Origin of the sequence: Burkholderia sp. 9775_39, assembly GCF_015712225.1 — a bacterium.
Lineage (GTDB): Bacteria > Pseudomonadota > Gammaproteobacteria > Burkholderiales > Burkholderiaceae > Burkholderia > Burkholderia cenocepacia.
The window spans coordinates 262,296-275,832 of sequence record NZ_JACCQC010000006.1 but is presented as its reverse complement, the minus strand read 5'-3'; the positions used below and the strand labels follow the sequence as shown (position 1 = coordinate 275,832).

At 68.9% G+C, this 13,537-nt stretch carries 16 protein-coding genes; 9 read left to right on the top strand and 7 right to left on the bottom strand.

Translation table 11 applies throughout. The annotated features are described in order from the left end of the window. Positions 1 to 9: 9 nt before the first annotated feature. The 3 genes from H0X90_RS11145 to H0X90_RS11135 all read left to right on the top strand — a co-directional run bounded on the left by H0X90_RS11145 (position 10) and on the right by H0X90_RS11135 (position 2,420). Positions 10 to 786, top strand: a complete 777-nt coding sequence (locus H0X90_RS11145; protein ID WP_006478053.1) for an ABC transporter ATP-binding protein — start codon at positions 10 to 12, stop codon at positions 784 to 786. After that, positions 786 to 1,502, top strand: coding sequence for an ABC transporter ATP-binding protein (locus tag H0X90_RS11140; protein WP_012492822.1), 717 nt, complete (start codon positions 786 to 788; stop codon positions 1,500 to 1,502). Before H0X90_RS11145 ends, H0X90_RS11140 begins: the two co-directional genes overlap by 1 nt. A 246-nt stretch (positions 1,503 to 1,748) precedes the next feature. Then, the gene (locus H0X90_RS11135) at positions 1,749 to 2,420 is read left to right on the top strand and encodes a DUF2278 family protein (RefSeq protein WP_077188807.1); all 672 of its coding nucleotides are present in this window, start codon (positions 1,749 to 1,751) and stop codon (positions 2,418 to 2,420) included. Positions 2,421 to 2,437: 17 nt separating this feature from the next. Here H0X90_RS11135 and H0X90_RS11130 read toward each other — a convergent pair whose 3' ends face one another. The 3 genes from H0X90_RS11130 to H0X90_RS11120 all read right to left on the bottom strand — a co-directional run bounded on the left by H0X90_RS11130 (position 2,438) and on the right by H0X90_RS11120 (position 5,415). Continuing rightward, a complete protein-coding gene (locus H0X90_RS11130; protein WP_006488959.1) occupies positions 2,438 to 2,893 on the bottom strand; it encodes a GNAT family acetyltransferase in 456 nt (151 codons plus the stop codon). Positions 2,894 to 2,906: 13 nt separating this feature from the next. After that, complete coding sequence (locus H0X90_RS11125) at positions 2,907 to 4,091, bottom strand: acetylornithine transaminase (RefSeq protein ID WP_059721393.1); 1,185 nt, start codon at positions 4,089 to 4,091, stop codon at positions 2,907 to 2,909. A gap of 292 nt (positions 4,092 to 4,383) precedes the next feature. Beyond that, a complete protein-coding gene (locus tag H0X90_RS11120) occupies positions 4,384 to 5,415 on the bottom strand; it encodes a CDP-6-deoxy-delta-3,4-glucoseen reductase (protein WP_006478058.1) in 1,032 nt (343 codons plus the stop codon). Between the two features lie 107 nt (positions 5,416 to 5,522). Between H0X90_RS11120 and H0X90_RS11115 the strand changes: the two genes are divergently transcribed. Continuing rightward, entirely contained in the window at positions 5,523 to 6,560 is a 1,038-nt protein-coding gene (locus H0X90_RS11115) for an NAD-dependent epimerase/dehydratase family protein (RefSeq protein ID WP_060210764.1), read from the top strand. Here H0X90_RS11115 and H0X90_RS11110 read toward each other — a convergent pair. Continuing rightward, a complete protein-coding gene (locus H0X90_RS11110; protein ID WP_006496133.1) occupies positions 6,543 to 6,731 on the bottom strand; it encodes a hypothetical protein in 189 nt (62 codons plus the stop codon). The genes H0X90_RS11115 and H0X90_RS11110 overlap by 18 nt on opposite strands. A 105-nt stretch (positions 6,732 to 6,836) precedes the next feature. Then, a complete protein-coding gene (locus tag H0X90_RS11105) occupies positions 6,837 to 7,553 on the bottom strand; it encodes a 16S rRNA pseudouridine(516) synthase (protein WP_006482773.1) in 717 nt (238 codons plus the stop codon). Between the two features lie 115 nt (positions 7,554 to 7,668). Here H0X90_RS11105 and copC point away from each other — a divergent pair, with 115 nt between their 5' ends. From copC to H0X90_RS11085, 4 genes are all read left to right on the top strand, one after another. Further along, positions 7,669 to 8,043, top strand: a complete 375-nt coding sequence (gene copC, locus H0X90_RS11100; protein WP_058901744.1) for a copper homeostasis periplasmic binding protein CopC — start codon at positions 7,669 to 7,671, stop codon at positions 8,041 to 8,043. A gap of 66 nt (positions 8,044 to 8,109) precedes the next feature. Beyond that, positions 8,110 to 8,610 (top strand): DinB family protein, encoded by a 501-nt coding sequence (locus H0X90_RS11095; protein ID WP_077188808.1) that lies wholly within the window; start codon positions 8,110 to 8,112, stop codon positions 8,608 to 8,610. 180 nt (positions 8,611 to 8,790) lie between these two features. After that, on the top strand, positions 8,791 to 9,564 hold the full coding sequence (locus H0X90_RS11090; protein ID WP_006478064.1) for an SDR family oxidoreductase: 774 nt from the start codon (positions 8,791 to 8,793) through the stop codon (positions 9,562 to 9,564). A gap of 166 nt (positions 9,565 to 9,730) precedes the next feature. Next, positions 9,731 to 10,666 (top strand): LysR family transcriptional regulator, encoded by a 936-nt coding sequence (locus tag H0X90_RS11085; protein ID WP_006482774.1) that lies wholly within the window; start codon positions 9,731 to 9,733, stop codon positions 10,664 to 10,666. 25 nt (positions 10,667 to 10,691) lie between these two features. Here the strand turns inward: H0X90_RS11085 and H0X90_RS11080 are convergent, their stop codons facing one another. Next, complete coding sequence (locus H0X90_RS11080; RefSeq protein ID WP_034178368.1) at positions 10,692 to 11,588, bottom strand: LysR family transcriptional regulator; 897 nt, start codon at positions 11,586 to 11,588, stop codon at positions 10,692 to 10,694. A gap of 106 nt (positions 11,589 to 11,694) precedes the next feature. Between H0X90_RS11080 and H0X90_RS11075 the strand changes: the two genes are divergently transcribed. Continuing rightward, positions 11,695 to 12,585 carry an alpha/beta fold hydrolase gene (locus H0X90_RS11075; protein WP_034201447.1) on the top strand — a complete coding sequence of 297 codons (891 nt, stop codon included), beginning with the start codon at positions 11,695 to 11,697 and terminating at the stop codon, positions 12,583 to 12,585. A 30-nt stretch (positions 12,586 to 12,615) separates the two neighbouring features. Here H0X90_RS11075 and H0X90_RS11070 read toward each other — a convergent pair whose 3' ends face one another. After that, on the bottom strand, positions 12,616 to 13,515 hold the full coding sequence (locus H0X90_RS11070; protein WP_077188809.1) for an SDR family oxidoreductase: 900 nt from the start codon (positions 13,513 to 13,515) through the stop codon (positions 12,616 to 12,618). Between the last annotated feature and the right edge of the window lie 22 nt (positions 13,516 to 13,537).

Here is a 13,537-nt window from a genome sequence, read left to right as displayed (position 1 = left end):
GATACACACATGAGCGACAAGCAAATCCGACTGTCCGTCTCGGGCGTGAACAAGCGCTTCGGCGGGCTGCAGGCACTGTCCGACGTCGGCCTGCAGATCCGCGAAGGCGAGATCTACGGTCTGATCGGCCCGAACGGGGCCGGCAAGACGACGTTCTTCAACGTGATCACGGGCCTCTACACGCCCGACTCCGGCGACTTCAAGCTGGACGGCACGAACTACACGCCGACGGCCGTGCACCAGGTGGCCAAGGCCGGCATCGCGCGCACGTTCCAGAACATCCGCCTGTTCGGCGGGATGACGGCGCTCGAGAACGTGATGGTGGGCCGCCACGTGCGCACCAAGCACGGTCTGCTGGGCGCGGTGTTCCAGACGCCGGCCGAACGCCAGGAAGAGCGCGAGATCAAGGAGCGCGCGATCGAGCTGCTCGAATACGTCGGCGTGCTGCAGTACGCGGACTACACGTCGCGCAACCTGTCGTACGGTCACCAGCGTCGTCTGGAAATCGCCCGCGCGCTCGCGACCGACCCGAAGCTGCTCGCGCTCGACGAGCCGGCGGCCGGGATGAACGCGACCGAGAAGGTCGAACTCACGCGCCTGCTCGACAAGATCCGCTCGGACGGCCGCACGATTCTCCTGATCGAGCACGACGTGAAGCTCGTGATGGGGTTGTGCAACCGGATGACGGTGCTCGATTACGGCAAGGTGATCGCCGAGGGTCTGCCGCAGGACGTGCAGAAGAATCCGAAGGTGATTGAGGCATATCTCGGCGCAGGGGTGCACTGATGGCAGCGGCAATGTTGAAAATCAAGGGCTTGCAGGTCAACTACGGCGGCATTCAGGCCGTCAAGGGCGTTGACATGGAAGTCCGTCAGGGCGAGCTCGTGACGCTGATCGGTGCGAACGGCGCCGGCAAGACCACGACGATGAAGGCGATCACCGGCCTGAAGCCGTACTCGGCGGGCGACATCGAGTACGACGGCAAGTCGATCAAGGGCATCCCGCCGCACGAACTGCTCAAGCGCGGCCTCGCGATGGTGCCGGAAGGCCGCGGGATCTTCGCGCGGATGTCGATCATCGAGAACATGCAGATGGGCGCGTACCTGCGCAACGACAACGAGCAGATCAAGAAGGACGTCGACCGGATGTTCGGCTTCTTCCCGCGCCTGAAGGAGCGGGCGACGCAGCTCGCGGGCACGTTGTCGGGCGGCGAGCAGCAGATGCTGGCGATGTCGCGCGCGATCCTCTCCAAGCCGAAGCTGCTGCTGCTCGACGAGCCGTCGATGGGCCTGTCGCCGATCATGGTCGAGAAGATCTTCGAAGTGGTGCGCGAGATCTCGAAGGAGGGCATCACGGTGCTGCTGGTCGAGCAGAACGCACGCCTCGCGCTGCAGGCGGCCGACCGCGGCTACGTGATGGATTCGGGCACGGTCACGATGGAAGGCGACGCGAAGCAGATGCTCGACGATCCGAAGGTGCGCGCCGCGTATCTGGGCGAGTAAGCGATCGAACGCGCGGGCCCGGTTGCGCATGGCGCATCCGGGCTGTCGAAAAGCCGTCACGGGAAACCGTGACGGCTTTTTTTCGTCGTGCACGATTCGCGTCGAACTGTGCGCGCAAAGGCGACTCCATTCGACTGTTGCACTGCGCAGGCTGCATCGCGTGCCGGCGACACCGCGGCCGGCCGTCGGCAAACCGACACACGGGCTGCGTAGCATCGATGACCCATCGGGACACGGAGAACACGCATGAGTCTGGACTACGGTTTCGTGAAGGCGAAGGTGACGTCGGTGGCGAAGCTGAAGGGCTCGCCGCACGGCAGCGAGATCCAGTATCACGTTCACCTGACGCTGGCGCTGCCGGCGGGCGACTGGGATGTCGCGATCAACGTCGGCACCAACGACGCGGACGACCTGCTGAACTACAAGCTCGTCTACGATTTCCACCATCCGGTCACGCAGACGCTCGCCGCCGCGGCCGAAGGCTATACCGATCTGACGGCGCTGCCCGCGCTGCCCGCGCTCGACTACCTGCGCAGCGACATCCTGAACGAGACGGGCGCGTGGCGCGCGAGCGCGGTGATGGACGGCACCGAGCATCCGGAGCCGATCCCGTCGCTGCTGCGGCTGGTGAGCGCCGCGCAGTCGCAGGGCCTCGACGTCGTCGTGTTCGGACGCACCTATGCGCAAGGCAACGGCATCCACGACACGCACATGAACCAGGGCTCGACGGGCCCGCACTACCTGCATCGCGCGGGCGACGACCACAACGACCACAACGACGTGTGGCAGGACGGCGCGCTGCTGGTGCGCGTGAGCGAATCGCAGTGGGCCGCGTATTTCGCGGCGTTCGAGCAGCAGGCCGTGCCGACCGACGTGCTCGGCAATCCGCTGCCGGGCGCGGGGCCGATCACGCGCTGAATCGGCCGGCGGCGGTCTTACGCGGCCGGCAGCGTCTTGCCGAACGAGATGCGTTCCTCGACGCGATAGCCGAGCGCCGCATAGAAGCGGCATGCGTCGTCGTTGCCGGGCAGCACCTGCAGGTTGATCTTCAGGCAGCCGCGCGCGGCGAGCGCGCTTTCCGCATGCGCGATCAGCGCGCGGCCGACGCCGAGCCGGCGCGCGTCGTTCGCGACGCCGAACGAGTAGAGCCAGCCGCGATGTCCGTCGAAACCGGCCATCAGCGTGCCGACGACCCGCGCGCCGCTGGTCGCGACGAAGAACAGTTCCGGCTGGGTCGCGAGCTTCAGCTCGATCGATCGCAGCGGATCGCGGTGCGGCGGCGCACCGGCTTCGTCGTAGTGCGGGAACGCGTCGCGCCATACCGCGAGCACGGCATCGGTGTCGGCGCGTTCGAACGGGCGGATAGCGACAGCATCGGCGGCGGCATCCATCGCGGCGGTCTCCTTACAGCGTGTCGAGGATCGACCGCAGCATCGCCATCATCTGGTCGATTTCGTCGGTCGTCACGTTCAGCGCGGGCATGAAGCGCAGCAGGTTCGGGCGTGCGGCGTTCAGCAGCAGGCCGTCAGGCTGCATGTCGCGCGCCTTCTCGACGATCTGCGGGCCGATGTCCTTGCCCAGCAGCAGCGCGCGCAGCAGGCCTTCACCGCGTTCGCCCTCGAAGCCGCGCTCCTCCGACAGTTCGAGCAGCTTGCGCTTCAGGTATTCGCTGCGCGCACGCACGCCTTCGAGGAAGCCGGGCGCGACGAGCTGCGAGATCACCGAATAGCCGACCGCCGTCATCAGCGGGTTGCCGTTGTACGTACCGCCCTGGTCGCCGGCCTCGAACACCGCGACGTCCGCCTTCGACAGCAGCGCGCCGAGCGGTGCGCCGCCGCCGATGCCCTTCGCGAGCGTCATGACGTCCGGCTCGATGCCGGACAGCTCGTACGCGAACAGCGTGCCCGCGCGGCCGCAGCCGCTCTGCACTTCGTCGACGATCAGCAGCAGGTTGTGCTGCTTCGTCAGCGCGCGCAGCGCCTGCATGAATTCGCGCGTCGCCGGAATCACGCCGCCTTCGCCCTGGATCGGTTCGAGCATCACGGCGACGGTCTTGTCGGTGATCAGCTTCTCGACCGACGCGATGTTGTTCAGCTCGGCCTTCGGGAAGCCCGGCACCTGCGGTGCGTAGATCGTGTCCCAGCCCGGCTTGCCGCTGGCCGACATCGTCGCGAGCGTGCGGCCGTGGAAGCTGTGGTCGAACGTGATGATCTCGTATGCGCCGTTCTTGAACTTGCGGCCCCACTTGCGCGCGAGCTTGATCGCGCCTTCGTTCGCTTCCGCGCCGCTGTTCGTGAAGAACACCTTGTCGAACACGCTGTGCTGCGTGAGCAGGCCCGCGAGCTTCGCCATCGGCTCGTTGTAGAACGCGGGCGACGGGTTCAGCAGCTTGTCGGCCTGCGTCTTCAGCGCCTCGACGATGCCGTCGTTGCAGTGGCCGAGGCTGTTGACGGCCCAGCCCTGGATGAAGTCCAGATAGCGCTTGCCCGTGTGATCGTAGAGCCACGAACCCTTGCCGTGCGTAAACACGATGTCGGGGCGGTTCGTGATGTACATCAGCGAGTCGATCGGATAATCGTTCAGGGGCATGGCAGCAGACTCCAGCGGGCGTTGAAAGGGAAACGGGCAATAAAAAAGCCACGGAAGGCCGTGGCTGGTGGGTCGAACAGCTTGTGCGTAACCGGTGAAGCGGAGGAGGGTTACGCGCGAGTCCGTGACGAGCCGGCGGCATCCGGGCGGAGCGGCGAGCGGCGACGTCGGAGAGCGGACAGGAAGCGGTTCATGTGCGCAAGCATAAGGCATCCCGCGCCCCACTGTAAACCGCCGCGATGCCACGGATGTGACACGGCGGCGCGCGGCGGGGTGCGGTCGCGCCCGGTGCTCAGACCGGATGCGCGAGATCGGCGGCGCTCGTGAACGAGTCCGCGTAGAACTCGTCGGCCGGCAGCGCGTGGTGCTGCGTGAAGTCGCGCTGCGCGGATTCGACCATCACCGGCGCGCCGCACGCGTACACCTGGTGGCCGGACAGGTCGGGCAGATCCTCGATCACCGCGCGATGGACGAAGCCGGTGCGGCCCGTCCACTGGTCGGCGTCGTCCGGCTCGGAAAGCACCGGCACGTACTTGAAGTTCGGGATCTCGCGCGCCCACTGCTCGGCGAGCTCGGCGAGGTAGATGTCCTTCTTGCGGCGCGCGCCCCAGTAGAGCGTCATCGGGCGCGTGATGCCCGAATGCTTCACATGCTCGATGATCGCCTTGATCGGCGCGAAGCCGGTGCCCGACGCGAGCAGCACGATCGGCTTGTCGGAGTCTTCGCGCAGGAAGAACGTGCCGAGCGGGCCTTCGAAGCGCAGGATGTCGCGCTCCTTCATCGCACCGAACACGTGGTCGGTGAACTTGCCGCCCGGCATGTGGCGGATGTGCAGCTCGATCGGGCCTTCCTCGTGCGGCGCGTTCGCCATCGAGTAGCTGCGGCGCGAGCCGTCCTTCAGGATGAATTCGACGTACTGGCCCGCGAGGTACTGCAGGCGTTCGTTGGCGGGCAACTGCAGCTTCACGACCATCACGTCGTCCGCCTTGCGTTCGAGCGCGGCGATCCGGCACGGCAGCTTCTTGACCTGCACGCCGTCGACGCCGGCGATCTCGCGCACGTCGATCTCGAGGTCGCATTGCGCCTTCGAGCAGCACAGCAGCGCCAGGCCGCGCGTGCGTTCGTCGTTGGACAGCGCCGACGCGGCGTGCGGGCCCTGTTCGATCTGGCCCGACACGATCTGGCCCTTGCAGGAGCCGCACGCGCCGTTCTTGCAGCCGTACGGCAGATGGACGTTCTGGCGCAGCGCGGCCGCCAGCACGGTTTCGTCCGACTCGACCTGGAATTGCCGGCCGCTTTGCTTGAGAGTGACGTTGAATGCCATAGAACCAAACTAGAACAAAATGGGGGGACCGTGCATGTCGCGCACGGCAGCTACAATGCAAAACCGCTGCGCGTCGCGCAACGGCGGCTACTGATTTCGCAACCAACATGATCGCGACACGAATCCTGCGCCGGCCGCGCGTACTGATCGTCGGCTGCGGCGACGTCGGCATGCGCTGCGTCGCGCAATGGCGTGACGCGCGCCGCAATCTGCGCATCCTCGCGCTGACGAGCCACCCGGCCCGCCGCGACGAACTGCGCGCCGCGGGCGCGACGCCGATCGTCGGCGACCTCGATCGCCCGGCGACGCTCGGCCGTCTCGCGGGCCTCGCCCGCACGATCCTGCATCTCGCCCCGCCGCCATCCGACGGCCGCGACGACCGGCGCACGCGTGCGCTGATCGCCGCAACGTCCATGCCCGCGCGTCGGCCGGCGGCACCGCCGGCCCCGGCGGTCGGCCGGCTCCGAACGCTGCGCACCGCGGCCCGACAGGCCGGCGCGCCCGTTCGGGCAGCGCGTATTGTACCCGACGGTCTTCGCGCGCCGACGCTCGTCTACGCCAGTACGACGGGCGTCTACGGCGACTGCGGCGGCGCGCGCATCGACGAAACGCAGCCGCTGCGCCCGGCGAATCCGCGCGCGTTCCGGCGCGTGTCGGCCGAGCGGCAACTGCGTGCGGCGACGGTGCGCGGCGTGCTGTCCGCGCGCATCGTGCGCATCCCCGGCATCTACGCGGCGAACCGCCTGCCGGTCGCGCGGCTCGAGCGCGGCACGCCGGCGCTCGAGCCGGCCGACGACGTGTACACGAACCACATCCACGCGGACGATCTCGCGGCGATCCTGCGTCGTGCGGCCGTGCGCGGCAAGCCGGCGCGCGTCGTGCACGCGTCGGACGACACGGAACTGCGGATGGGAGAGTATTTCGACCGGGTCGCGCAGGTGCTCGGCCTGCCGAGGCCGCCGCGCGTCAGTCGCGCGGACGCCGAGCGTCTGCTCGAGCCGACGCTGCTGTCGTTCATGCGCGAGTCGCGGCGCCTGTCCAACGCACGGCTCAAGGCCGAATTGTGCGTGACGTTGCGCTATCCGACCGTAGACGATTTCCTTCAAACGCTCGCGCCGGGCAGCGCGTCAGGTGAGCGCCGGTAACGCCTCGATCAGCAGGAAGCACAGCAGCGCACCGATCAGCGCGCCGATCAGGTTCGGGTGATATTTGTGCTTCAGATGCATCGCGGCCAGCAGGCCGCCGATCACGATGACGCCGATGACCGCGAACGCGATCATCACGGACGACAGTTCGAAAGAATGGTCGATGTTCATGATGTCTCCCCTGCATCGCTGCTCTTGCAGCTTGTGATTTCAGTATAGCGGGGGAACCTGCGGCAAAGAGGCGGCCGGACACCGAACGGTCGTGCGGATTTTCCCTTACAGGGTTTTGACGGGATTGCGCAGTGCGGCAAGGTCGGCTTCGTCGAGCCAGCGCCATGCGCCGGGCGCGAGGTCGGCCGGCAGCGTGAAGCCGCCGATGCTTTCGCGATGCAGCAATTCGACGCGGTTGCTCGCCGCGGCGACCATCCGCTTGACCTGGTGGTACTTGCCTTCGAGGACGGTCAGCGCGAGCGCGTGCGGGGCGCGGGCGTCGGCCGCGACGGCCGCGATCGGCTTCGGCTCGCCGTGCAGTTGCACGCCGGTGCGCAGCGCGTGCAGTTGCGTGTCATCGAGCGGGTGGCGCACGGTCGCGACGTAGGTCTTCGGCACCTTGCGCTTCGGCGACGTGTACGCGTGCACGAACTGGCCGTCGTCGGACAGCAGCAGCAGGCCGGTCGTGTCCTGGTCGAGCCGGCCGACGCACTGCACGCCGCGCGCGACGAGCGGCGCGGGCAGCAGGCTGAACACGCTCGCATGGTGCTGCGGATCGCGCGAACACTCGTAGCCGGCCGGCTTGTTGAGCGCGAGATACGCACGCGCATGGAACGGCCATGCCGCATCGTCGACCGAGAACACGAGGCCGTCGGTGTCGAACGCGGCGTCCGGGTCGGTCGCGGCGGCGCCCGCGACGGCGACGCGGCCGGCTTCGATCAGGCCGCGGCACTGGCGACGCGAGCCGAAGCCCTGGGTGTAGAGAATGCTTTCGAGATCCATAGCGCGCGCATTCTATCAAGCACCGGCGCCCGACCGGCATGAACGCGCGTGCGCTGGTAAGCTGCCGGAACGCTGCGCGGTGCGCGGCGCCCCGTTCATTCTTCACGGAAAGTCCATGCCTTTCGATTCGTTCCCGGTCGGCCGACACGTTGCCGCCGTCATCGTGGCCGCGACCGTTTCGTCGGCCGCGTTCGCGCACGCGCATCTCGCGCACAGCGACCCGGTGGCGGGCGCGGCGCTGGCTGCCGCACCGGCCGCCGTCACGATCGACTTCACCGAGCCGCTGGAGCCGGCATTCAGCTCGATCGTCGTCGTCGACGGCGCCGGCAAGACGGTGTCGGACGGCCGCGCACGCATCGACGCGTCGAACCGCAAGCGGATGACGGTGCCGCTCGCGGCGCCCGGTACGGGCGCGTACACGGTGAAGTGGGTGGCCGTCGCGACCGACGGGCATCGCACGCAGGGCGCGTACGGCTTCAGCGTGAAGTGACGCAACGGCGGCGGCAGGCCCGTGCCAGGGTTGCCGCCCGCCTTCATCCGACAGGGAGTCTCCCGCATGAATCCGACGACGCTCGACGCACTCGCCGATTTTCCCCGTCAGCTCGAAGCGCATTTCGCAGCCGTGCCCGACGGCTATGCGCGCTGGACCCCCGACGACTGGTCCGGCATGCCGAGCGAGCATTTCTCGCCGCTCGGGCAACTCTGCCATGTGCGCGACATCGAGATCGACGGCTATCACGTACGGCTGCGACGCATGCTCGACGAAGACCGGCCGCTGCTGGTCTCGCTCGACGGCGACGCACTCGCGATCGAGCGGCGCTACGACGACGCGTATGCGTCCGACGTGCTCGCGGCGATTCGCGACGCACGACGCGAGACGCTGGCGCTGCTGTCGCGTCTCACGCCCGAACAGTTCGCGCGTACCGGCGAGTTCGACGGCTACGGTTCGCTGACCGTGCGCGGGCTGGTCCATTACCTGTGCAGCCACGATCAGCAGCACCTGGCCGGCATACAGTGGCTGCTCGGCAAGATCGACGCGGCGCTGTACGCGCGCTGAGTCGGCCGGCGCTCGCGCATTGGCATGCCGGAATCCGGCGCCGCCGTCGGTGCGGCACGCCACATTGCGCGGCTCGGATTGGATCGGTTTTCTGGATAATCCATCCAGCCGCAGCCGGCTGATCGACCGGGCGCGGATGCCTACACTCCTAGCTTCGTCCAACGAAAAAAGGAGTCAACCGTGGCAACTCATACGCTCGCAGACAAGGTCGTCCTGATCGCAGGCGGGGCAAAGAATCTCGGTGGCCTGATCGCCCGGGACCTGGCGGGCCACGGCGCGAAGGCGGTGGCGATTCACTACAACAGCGCGGCATCGCAGGCGCAGGCCGAGGAGACCGCCGCGGCGGTCCGTGCGGCCGGCGCGGAAGCCGCGACGTTCCAGGCGGACCTGACGACGGCCGCCGCGGTCGAGAAGTTGTTCGACGACGCGAAGCAGCGCTTCGGCAAGATCGACATCGCGATCAACACGGTCGGCAAGGTGCTGAAGAAGCCGTTCACCGAGATCAGCGAGGCCGAGTACGACGAGATGTTCGCGGTCAACAGCAAGTCGGCGTTCTTCTTCATCAAGGAAGCAGGCCGGCATCTCGAGGATCACGGCAAGCTCGTCACGCTCGTGACGTCGCTGCTCGGCGCGTTCACGCCGTTCTACGCGGCGTACGAAGGGTCGAAGGCGCCGGTCGAGCACTTCACGCGCGCGGCGTCGAAGGAGTACGGCGCGCGCGGGATCTCGGTGACGGCCGTCGGGCCGGGCCCGATGGACACGCCGTTCTTCTATCCGGCCGAAGGCGCCGACGCGGTCGCGTATCACAAGACGGCCGCCGCGCTGTCGCCGTTCAGCAAGACGGGGCTGACCGACATCGAGGACGTCGTCCCGTTCATCCGCCATCTGGTGACCGACGGCTGGTGGATCACCGGCCAGACGATCCTGATCAACGGCGGCTACACGACCAAGTAACCGGGCCGCTCGCGGGCCGCGCGGCGCACCGCACTGGCGCGTTTGCGTGGACAATGGACGGGCGCGCAGCCACGAGGCCGCGCGCCCGTTTTCTCTGTGCCGCCGAAGCCGGTCGCGATGCGCGGCGGCCGGCGGTGACCGTCGTTCGAACCCGGGTTTCCCGCCGATGGACAAGCTGGATCAGGTCAGGATCTTCCTGCAGGTTGCCGAGATGGGCAGCTTCATCAAGGCCGCGCATGCGCTCGACGCGCCGCGCGCGACCGTGTCGGCGGCCGTCCAGCAACTGGAGACGGCGCTCGGCACGCGTCTGTTGCACCGTACGACGCGCCAGGTGCAATTGACTGCCGACGGCGCGCTGCTGCTGGAGCGCGGTCGGCGCCTGCTCGCGGAGGCCGATGAACTCGACCGCCTGTTTCGGCGCCGCGACCACGACGTGGTCGGGCGGCTGAACGTCGACGTGCCGAGCCGGATCGCGCGGCGCGTCGTGGCGCCCGCGCTGCCGTCGCTGTTTCGCCGCTATCCGAAGCTGCAGCTGTCGCTCGGCTCCACGGACCGCTCGATCGACCTCGTGCAGGAGGGCGTCGATTGCGCGATTCGCGTCGGGCGGCTCGCGGACAGCAGCCTCGTCGTGCGGCCGCTCGGGCAGTTCACGCTGATCAACTGCGCGAGCCCCGACTACCTGCGCGAGTGCGGCGTGCCCGAGCATCCGGACGCGCTCGCGCACGGGCACTGGGCGATCGGCTATGCGTCGCCGACGACGGGGCGCGAACTCGGCTGGGAATACTGCGCGGACGGGCAGCGGCGCGTGCTGACGCTGCCGAGCCGCGTGATCGTCAACAACGCCGAAACCTATATCGCCAGCTGCATCGCGGGCATGGGGCTGATCCAGATTCCGCGCTTCGACGTCGAGCATCTGCTGGCAAGCGGCGCGCTCGTCGACGTGATGCCCGGCCATCGCGCCGAGCCGATGGACGTGTCGGCCGTGTATCCGCACCGCCGGCACCGGTCGAGGCGGCTCAATGCGTTCATCGAATGGTTCGGGGAACTGATGGCCGATGCGCTGACGGGGACCGGCGAAGCAGCGAGTTCGGACGGCGACTGACCGGCAGGCCGGCGCGCGCGGCTCTTCAGTCGGGCTGCGTGGCGAACCGCCGGTCGCGCCCGATGTCCCGCACGGCCTCGATCAACGCCGCGCCGGGGCCGTCCGGTTTCGCCGCGAACGCATGGAAGCGCGCGGCCGGCAGCGCCGGCAAGCCGTCCTGCGGCCCGCATTCGCGCAAGCCGTCGCGCAGCTGGCTGCGCGCCAGCGCGGTGACCGCGAAGCCGGCGAGCGCGGCCGACACGCAACCGGCCATGCTGCCGCTTTCGAACAGTACGCGAAACGGCCGCAGCGCGGCGGCGAGCGCCGCGACGGCGGCTTCCCGATAGACGCACGGCTGCGGAAACAGCGCGAGCGGCACTTCGCCGCCTGCGTCGAGCGGGCGGTCCGCTGCGAACGCCCACACGAGCGGCTCTTCCCACAGCAGCTCGCCCGGCGCGTCGACCTGCCGGCACTGCTTGCCGAATACGACGTCGAGCCGGCCGAGCATCTGCTCGCGCAGCAGCGACGCGGTGATCCCGACCTTCAGCTCGATCGACGTGTGCGGGTGGCGGTCGCGGAACGTGCGCAACACGTGCGGCAGCCACGCGCCGGCGAAGTCCTCCGACGCGCCCACCCGCAACGGTCCGTGCGCCGGCGCGCCGCGCAGCCGCGCGCGCACCTCCCGCTCCATGTCGACGATGTTGCGCGCGTAGGCGTACAGCGTGTCGCCGGCCGGCGTGAGCGCGATACGGCGCGTCGTGCGCGCCAGCAGCACGGTGCCGGCGGCCTGTTCGAGCCGCTTGATGTGGCCGCTGACGGCGGACGGCGTCAGCGCGAGGCGCTCCGCGGCCGGCGCGAACCCGCGGCGGTCGACGACTTCGAGAAAGGTGCGCAGCAGTGCGATGTCGAGCGCGGTCGACGCGGGATCGGTCGGCGGTTCCATGGATCGATTCGACGCGAAATATGAGGAATGAATCATGATACTCCGTGAATCGTGATGAAAGACCGGCCTACCATCGTAGGTTCAGGCTGACCTCACGGAGTACACGATGACGACCTATGCGCATGCGGCCACCGCGTCGCTCGATATTGCCTATCTGGAATGGAACCCGCGCGGCGAACGCGCGGCCGTGCTGCTGCACGGCTGGCCGGACAGCCCGGTCGGCTGGGAAGCGGTGGCCGCGGCGCTCGCCGCACGCGGCTACCGCGTGCTCGCGCCCGCGTTGCGCGGCTTCGCGCCGACGCGCTTTCGCGACGCGTCCGTGCCGCGCAGCGGCCAGCTCGCGGCGCTCGGGCGCGACCTGCTCGAATTCGTCGATGCGCTCGGCATCGAGCGGCCGCTGCTGGTCGGGCACGACTGGGGCGCCCGCGCGGCCGCGAACGCGTGCGGGTTGCGCGACGGTGTCGCGTCGCAGCTCGTGATGCTGTCGGTCGGGTACGGCACCAACGATCCCGCTCAGCCGCTGTCGCTGCAGCAGGCGCGCAACTACTGGTATCACTGGTTCATGGCGACGCCGCGCGGCGAGCAGGCGCTGCGCGACGACCGCCGTGCGTTCGCGCGCCTGATGTGGGATACGTGGTCGCCGCCGGGCTGGTATCGCGACGGCGATTTCGACGCGGCGGCCGTTGCGTTCGACGGACCCGACTGGATCGACGTCGTGCTGCATTCGTACCGGCAGCGCTGGGGCTTCGCGCCGGGCACGCCGGCCTATGCCGACGACGACGCGCGGCTGAACCCGGCGCCCGTGCTGGCGGTGCCGACGCTCGTGCTGCACGGCGGCGCGGACACCTGCAATCATCCGGACAGCTCGGCCGGGCGCGAGCGGTTCTTCTCCGGGCGCTACGAGCGGCAGGTGCTCGACGGAATCGGGCACTTCCCGCAGCGTGAATCCGCGGCGGCGGTCGCGGACGCGATTCTCCGGTTCTGCGGGCGCGGGTGACGCGCGCCGGCCGGCCCGGCGCGCGAAGGATCAACCGCCGGCGCGCGGCGCGAGCAGGTCGGCGAGCCCGATGTTCCTGAACATTTCGCGGCGGATGCGATCGCCGACGCGGAACACTTCCTCGGCGCCGTCCTGCGACGGATCGACGAACACGCGGTAGGGGCGCTTGCCGGCCGGCGCCGCGACGAGCTCGGCAATCGCCGTGGCGACGGCGCCCGCGTCGGCGTCCGCCGGTTCGAGCGCGGCGAGGCCCCGCAACGCCTGATCGGCGACCCCCGCATACGGCCCGCTGTCGTAGGCGGCCTGCACGGCGGTATCGGCCGGCTTGCCCGCATGCAGGAAGTGATTCGTGCCCCGGGTGAACGCGCCCGGCACGACGATCGACGTTTCGATGCCCCAGCGGGCGAGTTCGGCGGCGTAGGACACGGCGAGCGAATCCATCGCGGCCTTTGCGGCGAAGTAGGGCGCGAGGAACGGCGGGGTGCCGCCGCGCGCCGACGAGGACGATACCCAGACGAGCAGGCCGCGGCGCTGGCCGCGCAGGTGCGGCAGCGCCGCGCGGTTTACGCGCTGGGTCGACACGACGTTGACGTCGTAAAGCTGCGCAAGCTGTTCGGGCGTGAACGCTTCGGCCGGCCCGAACACCATGTGGCCGGCGTTGTGGACGACGACGTCCAGACGGCCGTGGTCGGCGATCACGCGCTCGATGGCGGCGTCGACCGACGCATCGTCGCCGACGTCGAGTTCGAGGCTGCGCAGGTCGACGCCGTGTTCTCGCGCATAGGCCGCGACGGCGGCGGCGCGCGGCGCATTGCGCCCGGCGCTGTCGCGCATCGACGCGTAGACCGTGTGACCGGCGCGGGCGAGCGCCTGGGCCGTCAGCAAGCCGAAGCCGCTGGACGCGCCGGTGACGAGGACGACTTCCTTCATGAGCGATCTCCTGGCGGAAAGA

Coding starts and splice junctions, on each gene's coding strand:
- H0X90_RS11080 (WP_034178368.1), bottom strand. CDS start 11,588: ATGGAACCGCCGACCGATCCCGCGTCGACCGCGCTCGACATCGCACTG.
- H0X90_RS11075 (WP_034201447.1), top strand. CDS start 11,695: ATGACGACCTATGCGCATGCGGCCACCGCGTCGCTCGATATTGCCTAT.
- H0X90_RS11140 (WP_012492822.1), top strand. CDS start 786: ATGGCAGCGGCAATGTTGAAAATCAAGGGCTTGCAGGTCAACTACGGC.
- H0X90_RS11125 (WP_059721393.1), bottom strand. CDS start 4,091: ATGCCCCTGAACGATTATCCGATCGACTCGCTGATGTACATCACGAAC.
- H0X90_RS11120 (WP_006478058.1), bottom strand. CDS start 5,415: ATGGCATTCAACGTCACTCTCAAGCAAAGCGGCCGGCAATTCCAGGTC.
- H0X90_RS11130 (WP_006488959.1), bottom strand. CDS start 2,893: ATGGATGCCGCCGCCGATGCTGTCGCTATCCGCCCGTTCGAACGCGCC.
- H0X90_RS11145 (WP_006478053.1), top strand. CDS start 10: ATGAGCGACAAGCAAATCCGACTGTCCGTCTCGGGCGTGAACAAGCGC.
- copC (WP_058901744.1), top strand. CDS start 7,669: ATGCCTTTCGATTCGTTCCCGGTCGGCCGACACGTTGCCGCCGTCATC.
- H0X90_RS11095 (WP_077188808.1), top strand. CDS start 8,110: ATGAATCCGACGACGCTCGACGCACTCGCCGATTTTCCCCGTCAGCTC.
- H0X90_RS11105 (WP_006482773.1), bottom strand. CDS start 7,553: ATGGATCTCGAAAGCATTCTCTACACCCAGGGCTTCGGCTCGCGTCGC.
- H0X90_RS11135 (WP_077188807.1), top strand. CDS start 1,749: ATGAGTCTGGACTACGGTTTCGTGAAGGCGAAGGTGACGTCGGTGGCG.
- H0X90_RS11115 (WP_060210764.1), top strand. CDS start 5,523: ATGATCGCGACACGAATCCTGCGCCGGCCGCGCGTACTGATCGTCGGC.
- H0X90_RS11085 (WP_006482774.1), top strand. CDS start 9,731: ATGGACAAGCTGGATCAGGTCAGGATCTTCCTGCAGGTTGCCGAGATG.
- H0X90_RS11070 (WP_077188809.1), bottom strand. CDS start 13,515: ATGAAGGAAGTCGTCCTCGTCACCGGCGCGTCCAGCGGCTTCGGCTTG.
- H0X90_RS11110 (WP_006496133.1), bottom strand. CDS start 6,731: ATGAACATCGACCATTCTTTCGAACTGTCGTCCGTGATGATCGCGTTC.